Origin of the sequence: Acinetobacter pittii ANC 4050 (assembly GCF_000399685.1) — a bacterium.
GTDB lineage: Bacteria > Pseudomonadota > Gammaproteobacteria > Pseudomonadales > Moraxellaceae > Acinetobacter > Acinetobacter pittii_E.
On the sequence record NZ_KB976987.1, the window covers coordinates 3,116,475 to 3,130,390 of the forward strand.

Sequence of the window (13,916 nt, forward strand, 5' to 3'; positions counted from 1 at the left end):
GTACAGATACAGAAATTTTTAAAAAAGCAGCACAGAATGACTTTCCAATATCAGACTCTTGCCAATCAATTAGCCCATCGAATTTATCAAGATGAGCTTAAACCTCATCAGAAGCTCATTTCTTTACGTGATTTTGCTCGTCAGCACGGCATTAGTTTAAGTACAGCAAAAAGTTGCTATGAATTGCTTGAGGCGAGAGGACTCATTTATGTAAAACCGAAGTCAGGTTATTTTGTGGTTGCACGCACTCAATCTGGTCCTATTCCTGATAGCCCAGATTTTTTGTCTTTACCTCGACAAGTCTCAAATCTAGAGCTGCATAACCAAATTCAAGAAGCTGCATTACAGAGCCATCTCGTACCGTTGGGTTCGATTCAGTTGACGCCTCATTTTATTCCCGTGGAAGGTTTACGTCGTTCTATTCAACGGGCTTTAAAAAATTGTCAGCCTCAAGACTTTCTTTACTGTAATAAACAAGGGCATGAGCAATTAAGAAAAGCGCTATCTGATCACTGGCGTGAAGACGGTATCTTTATCGCAGCAGAGGATATTTTTATTACCAATGGTTGTATGCCAGCCTTGTCTTTAGTGATTCAACATCTAACAGACGTCGGGGATAGTATTTTGATTCCGACGCCTACTTTTAATGGGCAATTACAGCTTTTAGCAGGCTTAAAACGGCAGATTATTGAAATTCCCGCACATCATCGCGGTATTGATCTTGAGCGCTTAGAATCATTTATGAAGCAAGGTTTGGCTAAAGTTTGCTTAATGACAGCCAACTATCAAAATCCTTTGGGATATTGCTTAAGTAATATAGAAAAACAAAAGATTGCCGAATTAGCCGCAAAGTATCACTGCTTTATTATTGAAGATGATATTTATGGGGAGTGTGGTTACAGTGGTGAGCGACCATTACCTATACGTTATTGGGACCGTGAAGGCTATGTGATTTGGTGTGGATCGGTTTCTAAGTCATTGTCGAGTGCGTATCGGGTAGGGTGGTTCTGTTTAAGTGCGAAGCTACAGCATTTAAGGCTTGAGCTGTTGGCTAGTAATATTGGAGTGAATACACCCCTACAATTAGCTCTAGCTGATTTTATTTATAGTCGTGGTTATAGGGAACATTTAGAGCAACTACGACCAAATTTAATGCGCCAAGTTGAGGAGTACCGTAGTTGTATTTTAAATGCCTTTGAGGGCATTCCAATTGCGCTGAGCCAACCGGAAGGGGGGTATGCATTATGGATGCAATTACCTAAAACTGTAGATAGCTTGGCGCTCTATTACACTGCGAAATCACATGGAATTACTGTAGTTCCAGGTCATGTTTTTGGTGAGGATGAACGCTATCGGCATTTTATTCGTTTAAATGCAGGCCATGAGTTAACAGCAGATGTCCGCCAAGCGATTAAAGACTTGGCGGACTGGTCACGACAACAGATGAAAACAGTAAGTTAGTTTTATTCTGCAAAGTCTGCTTTAAGCACAATACGGTAGCGTGCCTGACCTGAGCGTAGACGTTCAATGGCTTCATTGAGCTGTGACATTGGAAATAGTTCAATTTGAGGCGCGATTTTTTTACGTGCAGCAAACTTTAAAAGCTGACGTAATGCAGCAGGTGAGCCCGTAGGTGAACCAGTCACTGACTTAGCGCCATCAATGAGAGAGCCGACGGAAACAGGAACAGGCTCTAGCGTGAGTCCCAAGAAGTGTAAAGAACCATTTGGTGCTAGCGTAGAAATGAAAGCACGCCAGTTTAAGGTCACATTCACAGTACTCAGCAATAAATCAAATTTACCTTTTTGAGCTTTTACCGCGTCTGTATCGCGGCTATTCACCACATGGTCGGCTCCCATTGCTTTGAGTTCTTCTGTTTTATCTGGGTTAGAACTAAAAGCAGTGATTTCACAGCCCCAAGCTTTAAGTAGCTTAATGGCCATATGACCTAAGCCACCAATACCAATCACACCCACGTGATGTGTTGCCTGAATTTTGTGTTTGAGTAACGGATCAAAAACAGTAATTCCACCGCAAAGTAGGGGACCTGCACTTTCAGCGTCTAAATCGTCAGGGAGGGGAATAGCCCACTGCCAACCTGCACGGACTTTATCGGCAAAACCACCAGCATGCCCCACGATTGTTGCAACACTTCCGCCCGTACAAAGTACTTGCTGACCACCAATACATTCATCACAGGCTTGGCAACTTTCAGCTGTCCAGCCAATACCAACACGTTGCCCAATTTGTAGACCTTTGGCTTCTGAGCCCAAAGCAACAATTCGTCCAATAATTTCATGGCCCGCAACCACAGGGTATACAGTTGAGCGCCATTCATTGTTAAGAACAGCAATATCGGAATGACATAAACCACAATATTCAACTTTTACCTCAACCTGATGCGGTTGTAATTCACCTGCATCGAATTGGTAAGAAACTAGTTTTTCACCTGCCTGCATTGCAGCATAAGCCTGAATCGTATTATTGCTCATCGGAACTCCTTAAGCGGATTTGAACCGTTCTGGTGGGTTATGAAGCCTTGAATTGACAATTATTTTCATGATCGTCGACCATACCTACTGCCTGCATAAAAGCATAGCAGGTGGTTGGACCGACAAATTTGAAACCATTCTTTTTAAGCATTTTAGAAAGCTTTACGCTCAGTTCGGTTTGAGCAGGGGCCTGACGGTAATCTATAACATCATTGTGTTGAGGAGTTGCATCTACAAACTGCCAAAGCCATTTAGGAACATCACCAACTTGTGCTTTGAGCGCTTGCCAAGCAATTGCATTATCACGAATGGCTTTGAGTTTGCCTAAGTGGCGAATTAAGCCTGCATCTGATAATTTTAATTCTAAAAAGTCATCTGTGAATGAAGCAATGTCTGCAATCGGGTGATTAAAAAAGTGCTGACGATAGCTTTCTCTTTTTTTCAGTACGGTAATCCAAGATAAGCCGGCTTGTTGACCTTCAAGACAAAGCATTTCAAATAGTCGAGCTTCGTCGTGTTCAGGTTTACCCCATTCTTCATCATGATAGGCAATATAAAGTGGATCATTGGAACACCATCCGCAGCGTTGAGTTTTCATGATGATGCTCCTTATATTTATCTTAGAATTTTAAAGTTTGAATAACACCCATTCATTTGGGCGAGTGTCCCAATAATATAGTTCAGCTTGAGTTAAGTCTTCAAACTTTAGCCAAAAGTCTTTACCAACTTTATCTGAAAAACCAGTACTGATTAGTAGGGCATCATCGCTGATTTCCATGATCCAGCCTTGATAGCTATTGCCATTTAAAATGATCTTTTGCTGGTTACCAGACTCGGCAAACTCGACTAAGCGATTGATCAGCGCTTCCGACATAAAATGTTCCTAGCGTAAATATGAATAAGGATTAACTGCACCACGTCCTTTACCGTTGAGGTAAAGACCATAATGAAGATGAGGTGAAGTATAACGCGCATTGCCGGTATTGCCGACATAGCCAATTAGTTCGCCCTTTTTGACGTAGTCACCTACATTTAAGCCACGTTTGTGTCCATCAAGATGAGCATAATAATGCCATGTCCCTGCCGGGCCTAAAATCCAGATGACTTTGCCACCGAGATTATTATTGCGAAGATCGGCAACGAGCCCTTCGGTTGCACTGTACACTTTGGTTCCACGTGGAGCCAAAATATCAATTCCTTCGTGACTGCGCCCCTGACTACGAGCCGCACCCCATGTGTCTTTTAATTCATCTCGATCGATACCCTTTACTGGTACAGGTAGTCGATTTGGAAGCTGCATACTTTTAAGTTTAAAGACCTGAGCAGGTGGAAGTGGGGCAGGTTTTTTAGGTGCACTGGCACAGGCAGCCAATAGAATAATCAGAAAACCAAGTGAGAAGTGAGAAACAAAACGTCGCACGAAATACTCCCTGTCACAGCCATATCAAAATTATTTTGCTCACTATGTCACGAACGGCTTGTCGAGATCAATTTTTTCATAGCGGTTGGAACCCCTCTGGCAATGGCTTGTTCTGGACTTAACCATTGGCCTTCAAGTTCAATGGCTAGATGTTCTTTTTGATCAGGTTCCACGTGGAACGTGTGAGCATTAAGTAACCATGTGAAGTGCGTGAAGCTATGACTGATCTGAAAGGTTTGTGGTTGAGGCTGTAGTTTAAATTGCTGGCTTAAGCTCAGTCGATCATGTTCATTTTCTAAAATAGGTAAACAGAATAAACCACCCCATAGGCCATGGGCTTGGCGTTGTTGCCAGAACCATTCATCTTCACACTGAATAATAAGAACATCTGCTGTTTTAACAGGTGGTGTTTTTTTCGGTTTCTTAAAAGGTAATTCTTGCTCTAAACCTTGCTGATAAGCCTGACAATGTGCTTGCATTGGACAGTATAAACATAGCGGCTTTTTAGGCGTACAAATGGTTGCGCCGAGATCCATAATCCCTTGAGTGTAATCATGATTACGATGTGTCGGGCAAAGCTCTGCAGCGAGTTTCCACATTTCACGTTCGTGCTGTGGTTTACTTAAGTCATCTTCAATGGCAAAGAAACGGGCTAAGACGCGTTTTACGTTGCCATCCATAATGACGCCGTACTGACGTAAACCCAAAGACATGAGTGCACCTGCGGTAGAGCGACCAATGCCGGGTAGTGCAATCCATTCTTCTAGTGTTTCAGGGAACTTACCTTGCTGAGCGACAAGGCCTGCAGCTTTATGCAAATTGCGCGCACGAGCGTAATAGCCGAGACCCGCCCAATAAGGAGCGACTTCATCCCAAGTTGCATGACCTAAAGCTTCTACTGTTGGGAAGCGTTCCATAAAGCGGTCAAAATATTGCAGAACCGTTTTCACCTGAGTTTGCTGCAACATAATTTCAGAAACCCAAACTTTGTACGGATCATCTGCAACTTGCCAAGGCAAATCATGACGACCATGTTGATCGAACCAGTTTAAGAGGGCATCAGAAAAAGAAAATTCAGGCATGAACAGCTATAGAAGAGAAGTAAGGGCTAAATTATAGCTGAAATTTAGATGAAATTTTGTTTAAAGCAGGCGAACAGCGAGAGTATGTTAAAACAGAGATTACCGGATAATGAGTAATCTCTGCTTCATGTATAAAAAAGGATTAATCCTTTTGTATGCCCCAACGTTGGTCGAGTTTCAACGGTTGGTTTTTATAGTACGGAATGACATGAATGTGGAAATGATCTGAATTTTGTCCGAACACTTCACCATCATTGAAGCCGATATGAAATCCGTCTGGTTGATGGCGAAGCTGTGTTTCGTGACGAGCAATTTCAAGAAGTGTAAGTAGCCCTTGGTGTTCTTTAGATGTGATGTCAAAAAAAGAACGGACGTGACGTAGGGGTGTTACTACACAGTGGCCTTTAGATAACGGATTAGAATCAGGCAAAATTACAGCAAATTCATTTTTATCAATGATGTCATATTCATCAAATTCGCAATACGGACATTTCTTGTCAGTCATTGTTGTATCCTCTCATGTTATTCCATTAAACCCCGAGTGCGGGAAATAAGACTAGGCTTTGCTCTAGCTCAACGGGAGTATAGTTATTGAAGTATGGTTTAAAAAATACAGTAAAAATATTGCAAAGTCATATACATTTAAGGGAGCAAATGCGAAAAAGTCATTTGCTCCAAATTTGCTTCTTTTATTTTAAAGTACGATCTAGCAAACCGTACATTTTAGCAAGGCCTTGTTTTTCCGCTTCGCTGCTGTAGCCAAGATCTACACCGTTCGCCTTAGCTTTTTCATCTGCAAGCGGGTTACTGAAGCCATGTTTAGCACCTTCTAAAACCACTACTTCGTGTTTAACCTCAGCAGCTTGCATTTCTTTTTCAAAATTAGCAACATCTTCTAAGGTGACCATACTGTCTAGTTCACCATGTAGAACTAAAACTTCACCTTGAATGTTACCTTTTTGAGCAGGCGCCTTCGGTGCTAATGTCGCATGGAATGTTACGACTGCTTTAAGTGGTGCACCTGAGCGGGCAAGGTCTAATACAACTTTACCGCCATAGCAAAAGCCAATTGCGGCTAGTTTTTCGCTATTTACTTCTGGTTGAGCTGCAAGCGTTTGTAGCGCTGCGTTAGCACGATCAGTAACTGTGTCTAATTCTTCAAATGTCTGCATCATCCATTCATAGGCTTGAGCTGCAGTTGATGTGACTTTTTTATCGCCATACATGTCAATAGCAAGAGCGGCATACCCGTGTTCAGCAAGTTCACGTGCGCGTTGTTCAGTATATTCATTACGGCCCCACCACTCAGGACCAATAATGATACCCGGTACAGGTTTTTCACTCTCTGGAGCTGCAAAATAACCAATTAATTGGCTGCCGTCTGGTGCAGTATATTGAATTTCACGGGTTTTAATTGCTGTACTCATGACATTAATCCTGAAATTTAACTCGATTTAAACACGCTTGATTAAAGCATAAAAAGGTAAAATTAATATAAATAACTATGTAAGAATCTACATCAAAAGAAAAGATAGAAAACCTCAGGCAATAAAAAAGAAGGAAACTGGTTCCTTCTTTTTCATGTGCTAATGATTAGATTAGGTTCTGCCTCGCGAAATGAAACCAATAACAGCGAGAATTACAGCTATGACTAATAAAATCACGGCAAAGTCTTTAGATAACCCTGCAACACCACCAAACCCTAATAGACTGGCAATGAGTGCAATCACTGCAAAAATTATTGCCCAACGGAACATATGCTGTCCTCCTTATTTTTTCATTGTTGTTTAACTATAAAGCTTGTTTTTTGAACCGAATGTGTCGTTTATGTGGTTGAAATGTATATTAAACAATCATTTTGTGATTCTAAAAACATGACTTCTTTTTTTAGCACCATCCACTTCAATGTTATACTCATACACTGTTTCAACTATTCAGCTACTAAAAACCTATGTCTACCGAGACCTCACTTCGTCCATTGTTTTGGAAAAATTACACGCTTGAGCAACTGACTCAGGCTGAGTGGGAAGCTTTGTGTGATGGGTGTGGTTTGTGCTGTCTGGTTAAGCTAGAAGATGAAGATACCCATGAGGTCGCTTATACTAAAGTAGCCTGTAAGTTACTCGATTGCGGTACAGGGCGTTGTTCGGATTATCCAAATCGTCAGCAGCAAGTACCAGACTGTTTACAGTTAACGGTAGAGTCTTTAAAGACCATTCACTGGTTGCCATCAAGCTGTGCGTATAAGCGTTTAAATGAAGGCAAAAATTTACCTTCATGGCACTATTTAAATACGGGTTCGAGACAAAGCGTAGTTAAGGCGAAAAAATCAGTTGCAGGACGTTGTCTATCTGAGGTTGATGTCCATGAAGATGAGCTTGAAGATTATATTGTGCGTTGGGTGCGTTAATTCGCTCTTAAAAGAAAGGTTTTAATTACAGCGTATAATAAAGTAACACTTTTATCGTAAATTTTTTGCTCATCTCCGTTATATAACAATAAAAACAAAAGGAGATAAGAATGATGAGACGATTAGCAGCCCCCTTATTATGTAGTAGCTTTTTTTTGTTAATGGCCTGTGGGTCTAATAATACTAATTCAAAAAATCTTGAACAAAATACGTCTGCAAAAGCAGAGCAGCCCGCTTTAAACAAACAAACTTATCAATCTGAAACCTTTGCCCATTTCAATGAACCGTGGGCAGTGACCAGTCTGCCTGATCAACGTTTATTAGTGACTGAACGGCAGGGCAAATTAAAAATTTTTAATCCTAAAAATAAACAAATGTTGGATGTTAAGGGTGTTCCAGCGGTGAACTATGGGGGACAGGGTGGCTTAGGAGACGTTGTTTTACACCCAAATTTTGCGAAGAACCACTGGATTTACCTCAGCTATGCTCTGAAAGGACAGGGCGGTTCTGGCGCAGTGATTTCACGCGCTAAATTAGATTTATCTAATCCTCATCAGCCAAAACTTATAGATGTGAAGCAGATTTGGCAGCAAGTGCCCAAAGTTTCAGGGCAAGGCCATTATGGGCATCGCATGCTTTTTGGTGCAGATGGTAAGCTTTGGGTCAGTTCAGGTGAGCGACAAAAGTTTGATCCTGCCCAAAACATGAAAAGTAACTTGGGCAAAATCTTACGTTTAAATGAGGATGGTTCAGCGGCTGTAGGTAACCCATTTTATAAGCAAGGTGGGGTTACTGCTGAAATATGGTCACTGGGACATCGTAATCCCCTAGGTATGGCTTTTGATAGCAAAGGACAGCTCTGGGTAGTTGAAATGGGACCTAAAGGCGGTGATGAGCTTAATATTATTACCAAAGGCGAAAACTATGGTTATCCAATCGTTTCAAATGGGGACCATTATTCAGGTCAACCTATTCCAGATCATCACACTCGCCCAGAATTTAAAGCGCCTGAAATTGATTGGACCCCTGTAATCTCTCCATCAAGTATGATTATTTATCGCGGCCAACAATTTCCTGCATGGCAAAATAAAGCCTTAATTGGCGGGCTATCTTCTGAAGCAATTATTGTGGTGGATTTAGAGCAGAAGCCTGTGAAAGAAGTGCAAAGGCTAGAGATGAAGCAACGTATTCGCGGGTTACATGAAGCACAAGATGGTTCAATTTGGGTAATTGAAGACGGCTCAAATGCACGTTTACTAAAGCTCAGTAAGAAACCCTCTTAAAGCTAGGAAATACTTGTAAATAAAGGGCGTGTCTCATAGATTCAAATTGTAGATTTTTGTGAGACACAATAGACTATAGAGAAAAGACGATAAAGCCATTTGAGATGTCAGACACCCATATTCCACTTCCCGAACGCCTGCGCCCAAGAGACTTGTCTGAAATTATTGGGCAAGATCATTTATTAGGTGAACATGCGCCCTTACGTCAAATGATTGATCAAGGTCATTTGCCTTCTATTATTTTTTGGGGACCACCAGGCGTTGGTAAAACAACTATTGCTTTGCTTTTGGCTCAAGCGATAGACCGTCCATTTATAAGCTTATCTGCGCTGAATACGGGCGTAAAAGAATTACGTGAAGTGATTGCAGAAAGTGGCGATTTACTAACACCAGTTGTTTTTATTGACGAAATTCATCGTTTTAATAAATCTCAGCAAGATGCTTTATTGGGTGCAGTTGAAAAAGGCAAAATTACCTTAATTGGTGCGACCACTGAAAACCCATCTTTTGAGGTAAATAGTGCACTTTTATCACGCTGTCAGGTTTATACCTTAAATAGTTTAGACAGCGAGGCAATTCAGACTCTCATTAATAATGCACTTCAAAGCGATAAATTCTTAAAAGAACGTTATATCCATATTGAAGAATATGATGCACTTATTCAGTTTGCAGCAGGCGATGCTCGTAAAGCGCTTAATTTACTGGACTTGATTGCAAGTACTTTTGAACCTGAAATTGAAAACACGATTACCAATGCGGTGGTGGTGAAAGTCGCTCAGCAGAATATTGCGCGTTATGACAAATCTGGCGAGCAGCATTACGACCTCGTTTCTGCCTTTATTAAATCAATTCGAGGCAGTGATCCAGATGCAACCCTGTATTGGATGGCTCGTATGCTCAAAGGCGGAGAAGATCCCGTTTTTATTGCAAGACGTATGCTGATTGCTGCCTCAGAAGACATTGGAAATTCTAACCCTAATGCGTTATTGCTTGCAGGTGAATGCTTCCGTTCTGTACAAGCAGTAGGGATGCCAGAGGCTCGAATTATTCTAGGTCAAACAGCAGTTTACTTAGCAACGAGTGCAAAAAGTAATAGTACTTATTTAGCGATTAATAAGGCTCTGGAACTTGCCGAAAAAACGGCGAATTTACCTGTGCCTTTGCATTTAAGGAATGCACCAACCAAGCTTATGAAACAGCAAGGCTATGGGATTAATTATCTCTATCCTCACGATTACCCTGAACACTTTGTGCTGCAAGATTATTTGCCGCCTGAGTTAAAGGGAACCAAACTCTATGAGTCTGCGAGAAATAAGCGTGAGGTTGAAGGTGAGCGCCTACAACAACGTAGATGGCAGCAGGAACAATAGTTTCTGCTGTATGCTATTCCAGCTCTTCAGTGACCTGACCATAAATCAGTAGCGTGAACACGCCTGTACCGCCAACGATGTTGCCAATAGTGGTTGGAACCAAAAAAGTAAAGAGATATTCATTAATAGAAGCTTCTCCTTGCCAGACCAGATAGGACATTTCTGTAGAACCAACCACTACATGGGTAAAATCACCCAGTCCTATCAGGTAAGTCATGAAAAAAATAAGCAGGAACTTATTACTGACTGAGGGCAACATCCAGACCAATGCAGCAATTAACAGTCCTGACATAATACCTTTGAGCAGATTCTGGGTGGCAGAAAAGGAACCCACATGAAGGGCGAGTTCATCTAGTGCCTTGTCAATACCTGGAGTAAACAGGTGAGTAGTGAGGAAAAATAAACTCGCTAAAGCTGTTCCAATGATATTGCATAGAATCACAATTCCCCATAATCGGCCCACTGCCCGTAATTTATCGAATGTAAAGGGTTTAAATAAAGGCACAACTGTGGTGATGGTATTCTCGGTAAAGAGTTGCATGTGACCCAAAATGGCGATCAGAAAGCCGATGGTATAACCGATATTGGTAATTAAATTAGTCCAGATCGCATCAGTTGGGAGATAAGAGGCAATAATCGCTTTAAATACAAATGAAAAACTGATGACTAAACCCGCAGCAATCCCCGAAAAGATCAGTGCAGCAGTTGGGCGATCCAGCTCTTCGGCACCATCACGGCGGATAATTTCATAGACTAGACGGGGTGACAGTTTTTCATGTTCTTCAACTGCTATTTTTTCACGCCAGCTTAAGGTTTTCTCGACCTTTTTTTCCTCTATTTCGTGATCCATCAGGTTTACTCCTCACTGAATAAAATTCTTATATTTATAGTTTTATTTATTGTTAAGGCAGGGCTCAGGATAAATCTAGTCTATTCATAACACGTTTATGTGTCTTTTTATAAATTGAATATGCAATGCAGCAGATCATCGAAAATAAGGTTAAAGAAATGTATAAGCTCTTAAAGTGCGGATGAGTGCCATATAGTCGCCTTGAGAGGCTTTAGAAATAACAGATTCAACCTCTGTTTGAGTCCAGCCTTGTTTTAAAGCAGAACTGCTAAAGTTGGTTAATAAGACTAGAGGATTTTCACCAAAATGGACTGGATGATTGATTAATTTCTTTTCAAACTTAGTTATTTCCATAAATTCACCCTAGTTTTTAAATTTAATTATTGTGAAGTACTTTGTGTTTTTTTAGATTTTAGTGTTTTAAATTAAGTTTGTGCAAGTGATAATTTATTTTAATAGACAAATCTGTCTATATTATTTGGTTCTCGGGCATTAAATATAAAAAAACCGGGCTGAAACCCGGTTTTTTATGAAGTCACTGATTAGATGTCAGATAAATCTACGCCTAAACGAGCAGCAACTTCTTCATAAGCTTCAACAACACCGCCTAAACCTTGACGGAAACGGTCTTTGTCGAGTTTCTTCTTAGAGTCTTTATCCCATAAGCGGCAGCCGTCTGGAGAGAACTCATCACCAAGCACGATACGGTCATGGAAAACACCGAATTCAAGCTTGAAGTCCACCAAAATCATGTTGCCTTCAGCAAACAATACTTTTAATACGTCGTTTACTTTATAAGTTAAAACTTTCATTTGTTCTAACTGTTCAGCAGTCGCCCAACCTAAAGCAATTGCTTGAGATTCGTTAACCATTGGGTCGCCTAGACCGTCATCTTTATAGAACAATTCGAATGTAGGAGGAGTTAACTCTTTACCTTCTTCTACACCTAAGCGACGGCATAGAGAACCAGCTGCGTAGTTACGAATTACACATTCAACTGGAATCATTTGAAGTTTTTTAACAAGCACTTCAGTTGGAGAAAGCAATTTTTCAAAATGCGTTTCAATACCCGCAGCAGCAAGTTTTTCCATAATGAAGGCGTTAAAACGGTTGTTCACCTTGCCTTTACGATCTAGTTGTTCGATTTTTTCGCCGTTGAACGCAGAGGCATCATCACGAAAGACTAAAATCAGATGGTCGGCATTGTCTGTTTCATATACAGATTTTGCTTTACCAGTATAGAGCAAGGTTTGTTTTAACATGAGGGAACCTTTTTAAAAAAAATGCCTAGTAAACGACTAGGCTGGCCAATTTTGGTAAATCTGGTTTAACACTTCAGCGGCCACATCTGGACTTGCAAAAGTGTTATCTACATTAAATAGAGCAAGAGTATGACTAGAACCCACGCCAGTAAGTTTAAGCACATAAGTATTGTCATTTACTTTAATCGTCGCCTGATTACTGCCTTGAGCGATGATGTTGTAATTTAAAGTACTTAAAGTTGCTTTAGTGTATTGCCAAATCTCGGTCGTATTTCCATCAATTTTTAATAACGGGTTTTTATTACCGTCAGTCACAAGTTGAGGACGTCCAAGGGCAGTCGTGGTTTGAGCAGACGCATCTGCTGTAGCATTACCTTGTGTTTGTTCAGGGCGTGGCAATTCAAAACGGTTACCACGCTTGTTTTCAAACTTCGGTGCGTTATCGATAGCGCGCTGCTCTACAGTTGGTGCAGGATACAAAGGTGTCGCTGGTCGTACAGTTGCATCGGCAGGGTACTCAAGCGGGGCAAGTTCCTTGGCATTTTTATAATCTAAAGAATGATTATTAATTGCGAAGCGACTACAACCAGCTAAACTTAAGGCTGAAACTGCAAGGACTAAACCAAGACGTAATTGCATCATAAATTGCTCTTATTAAATAATTCCCGCATCTTTTAGGGCATTGCGGAGAGGTTCGCGATATTGCTCAGCGAGAGGAGTGAGTGGTAAGCGAATACCAGTATCAATCAGTCCCATCTCATGTAGTGCCCATTTCACAGGAATTGGGTTTGATTCGCAAAATAGAATATTGTGTAAATTTGCAATCTTATTGTTAATCGTCTTCGCTTGTTGTTCATCTTTAGCAATCGCAACAGCACATACTTCACTCATTGCTTTAGGTGCAATATTGGCAGTAACCGAGATATTGCCGTCAGCGCCAAGAAGCATGAGTTCCCAAGCGGTCTCGTCATCACCTGAGTACACAGCCATTTTGCCGTTTAAAGCCTCGATTAAAGCTTTACCGCGAGGTACGTCACCTGTCGCATCTTTAATACCAACAATATTAGGGATCTCTGCTAAACGTACAGCTGTGTCGTTTGCAAGATCTACACCAGTACGGCCAGGTACGTTATAAAGAATAAGAGGGAGCTCTACGGCTTCAGCAATCGCTTTATAGTGTTGGAATAGGCCTTCTTGAGTTGGCTTGTTATAGTACGGCGTTACAAGTAAAGCTGCATCTGCGCCAAGATCTTTCGCAGCTTTAGTTAATTCGATTGCTTCACGGGTTGAGTTTGCACCAGTACCGGCAATAATTGGAATACGTTTATTGGCTACACGAATAATTTCTTTAATAACCTGTGTGTGCTCTTCCATGCTCAATGTTGAGGCTTCGCCGGTTGTACCGACGGCTACAATACTGTTTGTACCTTGTTCTATGTGCCACTCAACCAGCTTCTCAAGACCCTTCCAATCTACACCGCCGTCTTTCAACATTGGTGTGACGATTGCGACGATTGAGCCTTGAATGGTCTGTGCTTGCTGAGTCATTTTTAAAAATATCCTATTTATCCATCCGAATCTGAGGTAAGAAAAACAAAATGTGGGATGGTTGCAGTATTTTGATTGTCCAGTTCTAACAATAACAGATTGTTGAATGACAATTATGCAAATTATGACTGATCAGACGCATAAGAACAATACGCCTAACGGATAATCGCGATGTAAACTTGAGGAAAAGATAGGATGT

17 protein-coding genes are annotated in these 13,916 nt (G+C 41.1%); 4 read left to right on the plus strand and 13 right to left on the minus strand.

All coding sequences use genetic code 11. The annotated features are described in order from the left end of the window. The first annotated feature begins 36 nt into the window (after positions 1-36). On the plus strand, positions 37-1,461 hold the full coding sequence (locus F931_RS18365) for an aminotransferase-like domain-containing protein (RefSeq protein ID WP_016142666.1): 1,425 nt from the start codon (positions 37-39) through the stop codon (positions 1,459-1,461). A gap of 2 nt (positions 1,462-1,463) precedes the next feature. Here the strand turns inward: F931_RS18365 and ahr are convergent, their stop codons facing one another. The 8 genes from ahr to F931_RS18405 all read right to left on the minus strand — a co-directional run bounded on the left by ahr (position 1,464) and on the right by F931_RS18405 (position 6,751). Next, entirely contained in the window at positions 1,464-2,492 is a 1,029-nt protein-coding gene (gene ahr, locus F931_RS18370; protein WP_016142667.1) for an NADPH-dependent aldehyde reductase Ahr, read from the minus strand. Between the two features lie 37 nt (positions 2,493-2,529). Further along, on the minus strand, positions 2,530-3,090 hold the full coding sequence (gene tag / locus F931_RS18375) for a DNA-3-methyladenine glycosylase I (RefSeq protein WP_016142668.1): 561 nt from the start codon (positions 3,088-3,090) through the stop codon (positions 2,530-2,532). Between the two features lie 30 nt (positions 3,091-3,120). After that, positions 3,121-3,366, minus strand: a complete 246-nt coding sequence (locus F931_RS18380; RefSeq protein WP_001287364.1) for a hypothetical protein — start codon at positions 3,364-3,366, stop codon at positions 3,121-3,123. A gap of 9 nt (positions 3,367-3,375) precedes the next feature. Continuing rightward, positions 3,376-3,912, minus strand: coding sequence for a M23 family metallopeptidase (lytH, locus tag F931_RS18385; protein WP_016142669.1), 537 nt, complete (start codon positions 3,910-3,912; stop codon positions 3,376-3,378). A gap of 47 nt (positions 3,913-3,959) precedes the next feature. After that, on the minus strand, positions 3,960-4,994 hold the full coding sequence (mutY, locus tag F931_RS18390) for an A/G-specific adenine glycosylase (protein ID WP_016142670.1): 1,035 nt from the start codon (positions 4,992-4,994) through the stop codon (positions 3,960-3,962). A 142-nt stretch (positions 4,995-5,136) separates the two neighbouring features. Further along, a complete protein-coding gene (locus F931_RS18395; RefSeq protein ID WP_016142671.1) occupies positions 5,137-5,499 on the minus strand; it encodes an HIT family protein in 363 nt (120 codons plus the stop codon). A 184-nt stretch (positions 5,500-5,683) separates the two neighbouring features. After that, entirely contained in the window at positions 5,684-6,421 is a 738-nt protein-coding gene (locus F931_RS18400; protein WP_016142672.1) for a dienelactone hydrolase family protein, read from the minus strand. A gap of 171 nt (positions 6,422-6,592) precedes the next feature. Further along, complete coding sequence (locus F931_RS18405) at positions 6,593-6,751, minus strand: DUF1328 domain-containing protein (RefSeq protein ID WP_000490267.1); 159 nt, start codon at positions 6,749-6,751, stop codon at positions 6,593-6,595. A 194-nt stretch (positions 6,752-6,945) separates the two neighbouring features. Between F931_RS18405 and F931_RS18410 the strand changes: the two genes are divergently transcribed. The 3 genes from F931_RS18410 (at position 6,946) to rarA (ending at position 10,057) form a co-directional block, all read left to right on the plus strand. Next, a complete protein-coding gene (locus F931_RS18410) occupies positions 6,946-7,404 on the plus strand; it encodes a YcgN family cysteine cluster protein (protein WP_016142673.1) in 459 nt (152 codons plus the stop codon). Between the two features lie 110 nt (positions 7,405-7,514). Then, a complete protein-coding gene (gene yliI, locus F931_RS18415) occupies positions 7,515-8,687 on the plus strand; it encodes a PQQ-dependent sugar dehydrogenase (RefSeq protein ID WP_025470413.1) in 1,173 nt (390 codons plus the stop codon). Positions 8,688-8,791: 104 nt separating this feature from the next. Next, entirely contained in the window at positions 8,792-10,057 is a 1,266-nt protein-coding gene (gene rarA, locus F931_RS18420) for a replication-associated recombination protein A (protein WP_016142675.1), read from the plus strand. Between the two features lie 13 nt (positions 10,058-10,070). Here rarA and yfdC read toward each other — a convergent pair whose 3' ends face one another. From yfdC to dapA, 5 genes are all read right to left on the minus strand, one after another. Further along, entirely contained in the window at positions 10,071-10,907 is an 837-nt protein-coding gene (gene yfdC / locus F931_RS18425) for a formate/nitrite transporter family protein (protein WP_016142676.1), read from the minus strand. 150 nt (positions 10,908-11,057) lie between these two features. Further along, on the minus strand, positions 11,058-11,261 hold the full coding sequence (locus tag F931_RS18430) for a hypothetical protein (RefSeq protein WP_016142677.1): 204 nt from the start codon (positions 11,259-11,261) through the stop codon (positions 11,058-11,060). 188 nt (positions 11,262-11,449) lie between these two features. Then, positions 11,450-12,169, minus strand: a complete 720-nt coding sequence (gene purC, locus F931_RS18435; RefSeq protein WP_016142678.1) for a phosphoribosylaminoimidazolesuccinocarboxamide synthase — start codon at positions 12,167-12,169, stop codon at positions 11,450-11,452. 36 nt (positions 12,170-12,205) lie between these two features. Next, complete coding sequence (locus tag F931_RS18440; RefSeq protein ID WP_080649758.1) at positions 12,206-12,808, minus strand: lipoprotein-34 precursor (NlpB); 603 nt, start codon at positions 12,806-12,808, stop codon at positions 12,206-12,208. Positions 12,809-12,823: 15 nt separating this feature from the next. Beyond that, complete coding sequence (gene dapA / locus F931_RS18445) at positions 12,824-13,717, minus strand: 4-hydroxy-tetrahydrodipicolinate synthase (protein ID WP_016142680.1); 894 nt, start codon at positions 13,715-13,717, stop codon at positions 12,824-12,826. Between the last annotated feature and the right edge of the window lie 199 nt (positions 13,718-13,916).

Coding starts and splice junctions, on each gene's coding strand:
- F931_RS18365 (WP_016142666.1), top strand. CDS start 37: ATGACTTTCCAATATCAGACTCTTGCCAATCAATTAGCCCATCGAATT.
- ahr (WP_016142667.1), bottom strand. CDS start 2,492: ATGAGCAATAATACGATTCAGGCTTATGCTGCAATGCAGGCAGGTGAA.
- tag (WP_016142668.1), bottom strand. CDS start 3,090: ATGAAAACTCAACGCTGCGGATGGTGTTCCAATGATCCACTTTATATT.
- F931_RS18380 (WP_001287364.1), bottom strand. CDS start 3,366: ATGTCGGAAGCGCTGATCAATCGCTTAGTCGAGTTTGCCGAGTCTGGT.
- mutY (WP_016142670.1), bottom strand. CDS start 4,994: ATGCCTGAATTTTCTTTTTCTGATGCCCTCTTAAACTGGTTCGATCAA.
- F931_RS18395 (WP_016142671.1), bottom strand. CDS start 5,499: ATGACTGACAAGAAATGTCCGTATTGCGAATTTGATGAATATGACATC.
- F931_RS18400 (WP_016142672.1), bottom strand. CDS start 6,421: ATGAGTACAGCAATTAAAACCCGTGAAATTCAATATACTGCACCAGAC.
- F931_RS18405 (WP_000490267.1), bottom strand. CDS start 6,751: ATGTTCCGTTGGGCAATAATTTTTGCAGTGATTGCACTCATTGCCAGT.
- F931_RS18410 (WP_016142673.1), top strand. CDS start 6,946: ATGTCTACCGAGACCTCACTTCGTCCATTGTTTTGGAAAAATTACACG.
- yliI (WP_025470413.1), top strand. CDS start 7,515: ATGATGAGACGATTAGCAGCCCCCTTATTATGTAGTAGCTTTTTTTTG.
- rarA (WP_016142675.1), top strand. CDS start 8,792: ATGTCAGACACCCATATTCCACTTCCCGAACGCCTGCGCCCAAGAGAC.
- yfdC (WP_016142676.1), bottom strand. CDS start 10,907: ATGGATCACGAAATAGAGGAAAAAAAGGTCGAGAAAACCTTAAGCTGG.
- F931_RS18430 (WP_016142677.1), bottom strand. CDS start 11,261: ATGGAAATAACTAAGTTTGAAAAGAAATTAATCAATCATCCAGTCCAT.
- purC (WP_016142678.1), bottom strand. CDS start 12,169: ATGTTAAAACAAACCTTGCTCTATACTGGTAAAGCAAAATCTGTATAT.
- F931_RS18440 (WP_080649758.1), bottom strand. CDS start 12,808: ATGCAATTACGTCTTGGTTTAGTCCTTGCAGTTTCAGCCTTAAGTTTA.
- dapA (WP_016142680.1), bottom strand. CDS start 13,717: ATGACTCAGCAAGCACAGACCATTCAAGGCTCAATCGTCGCAATCGTC.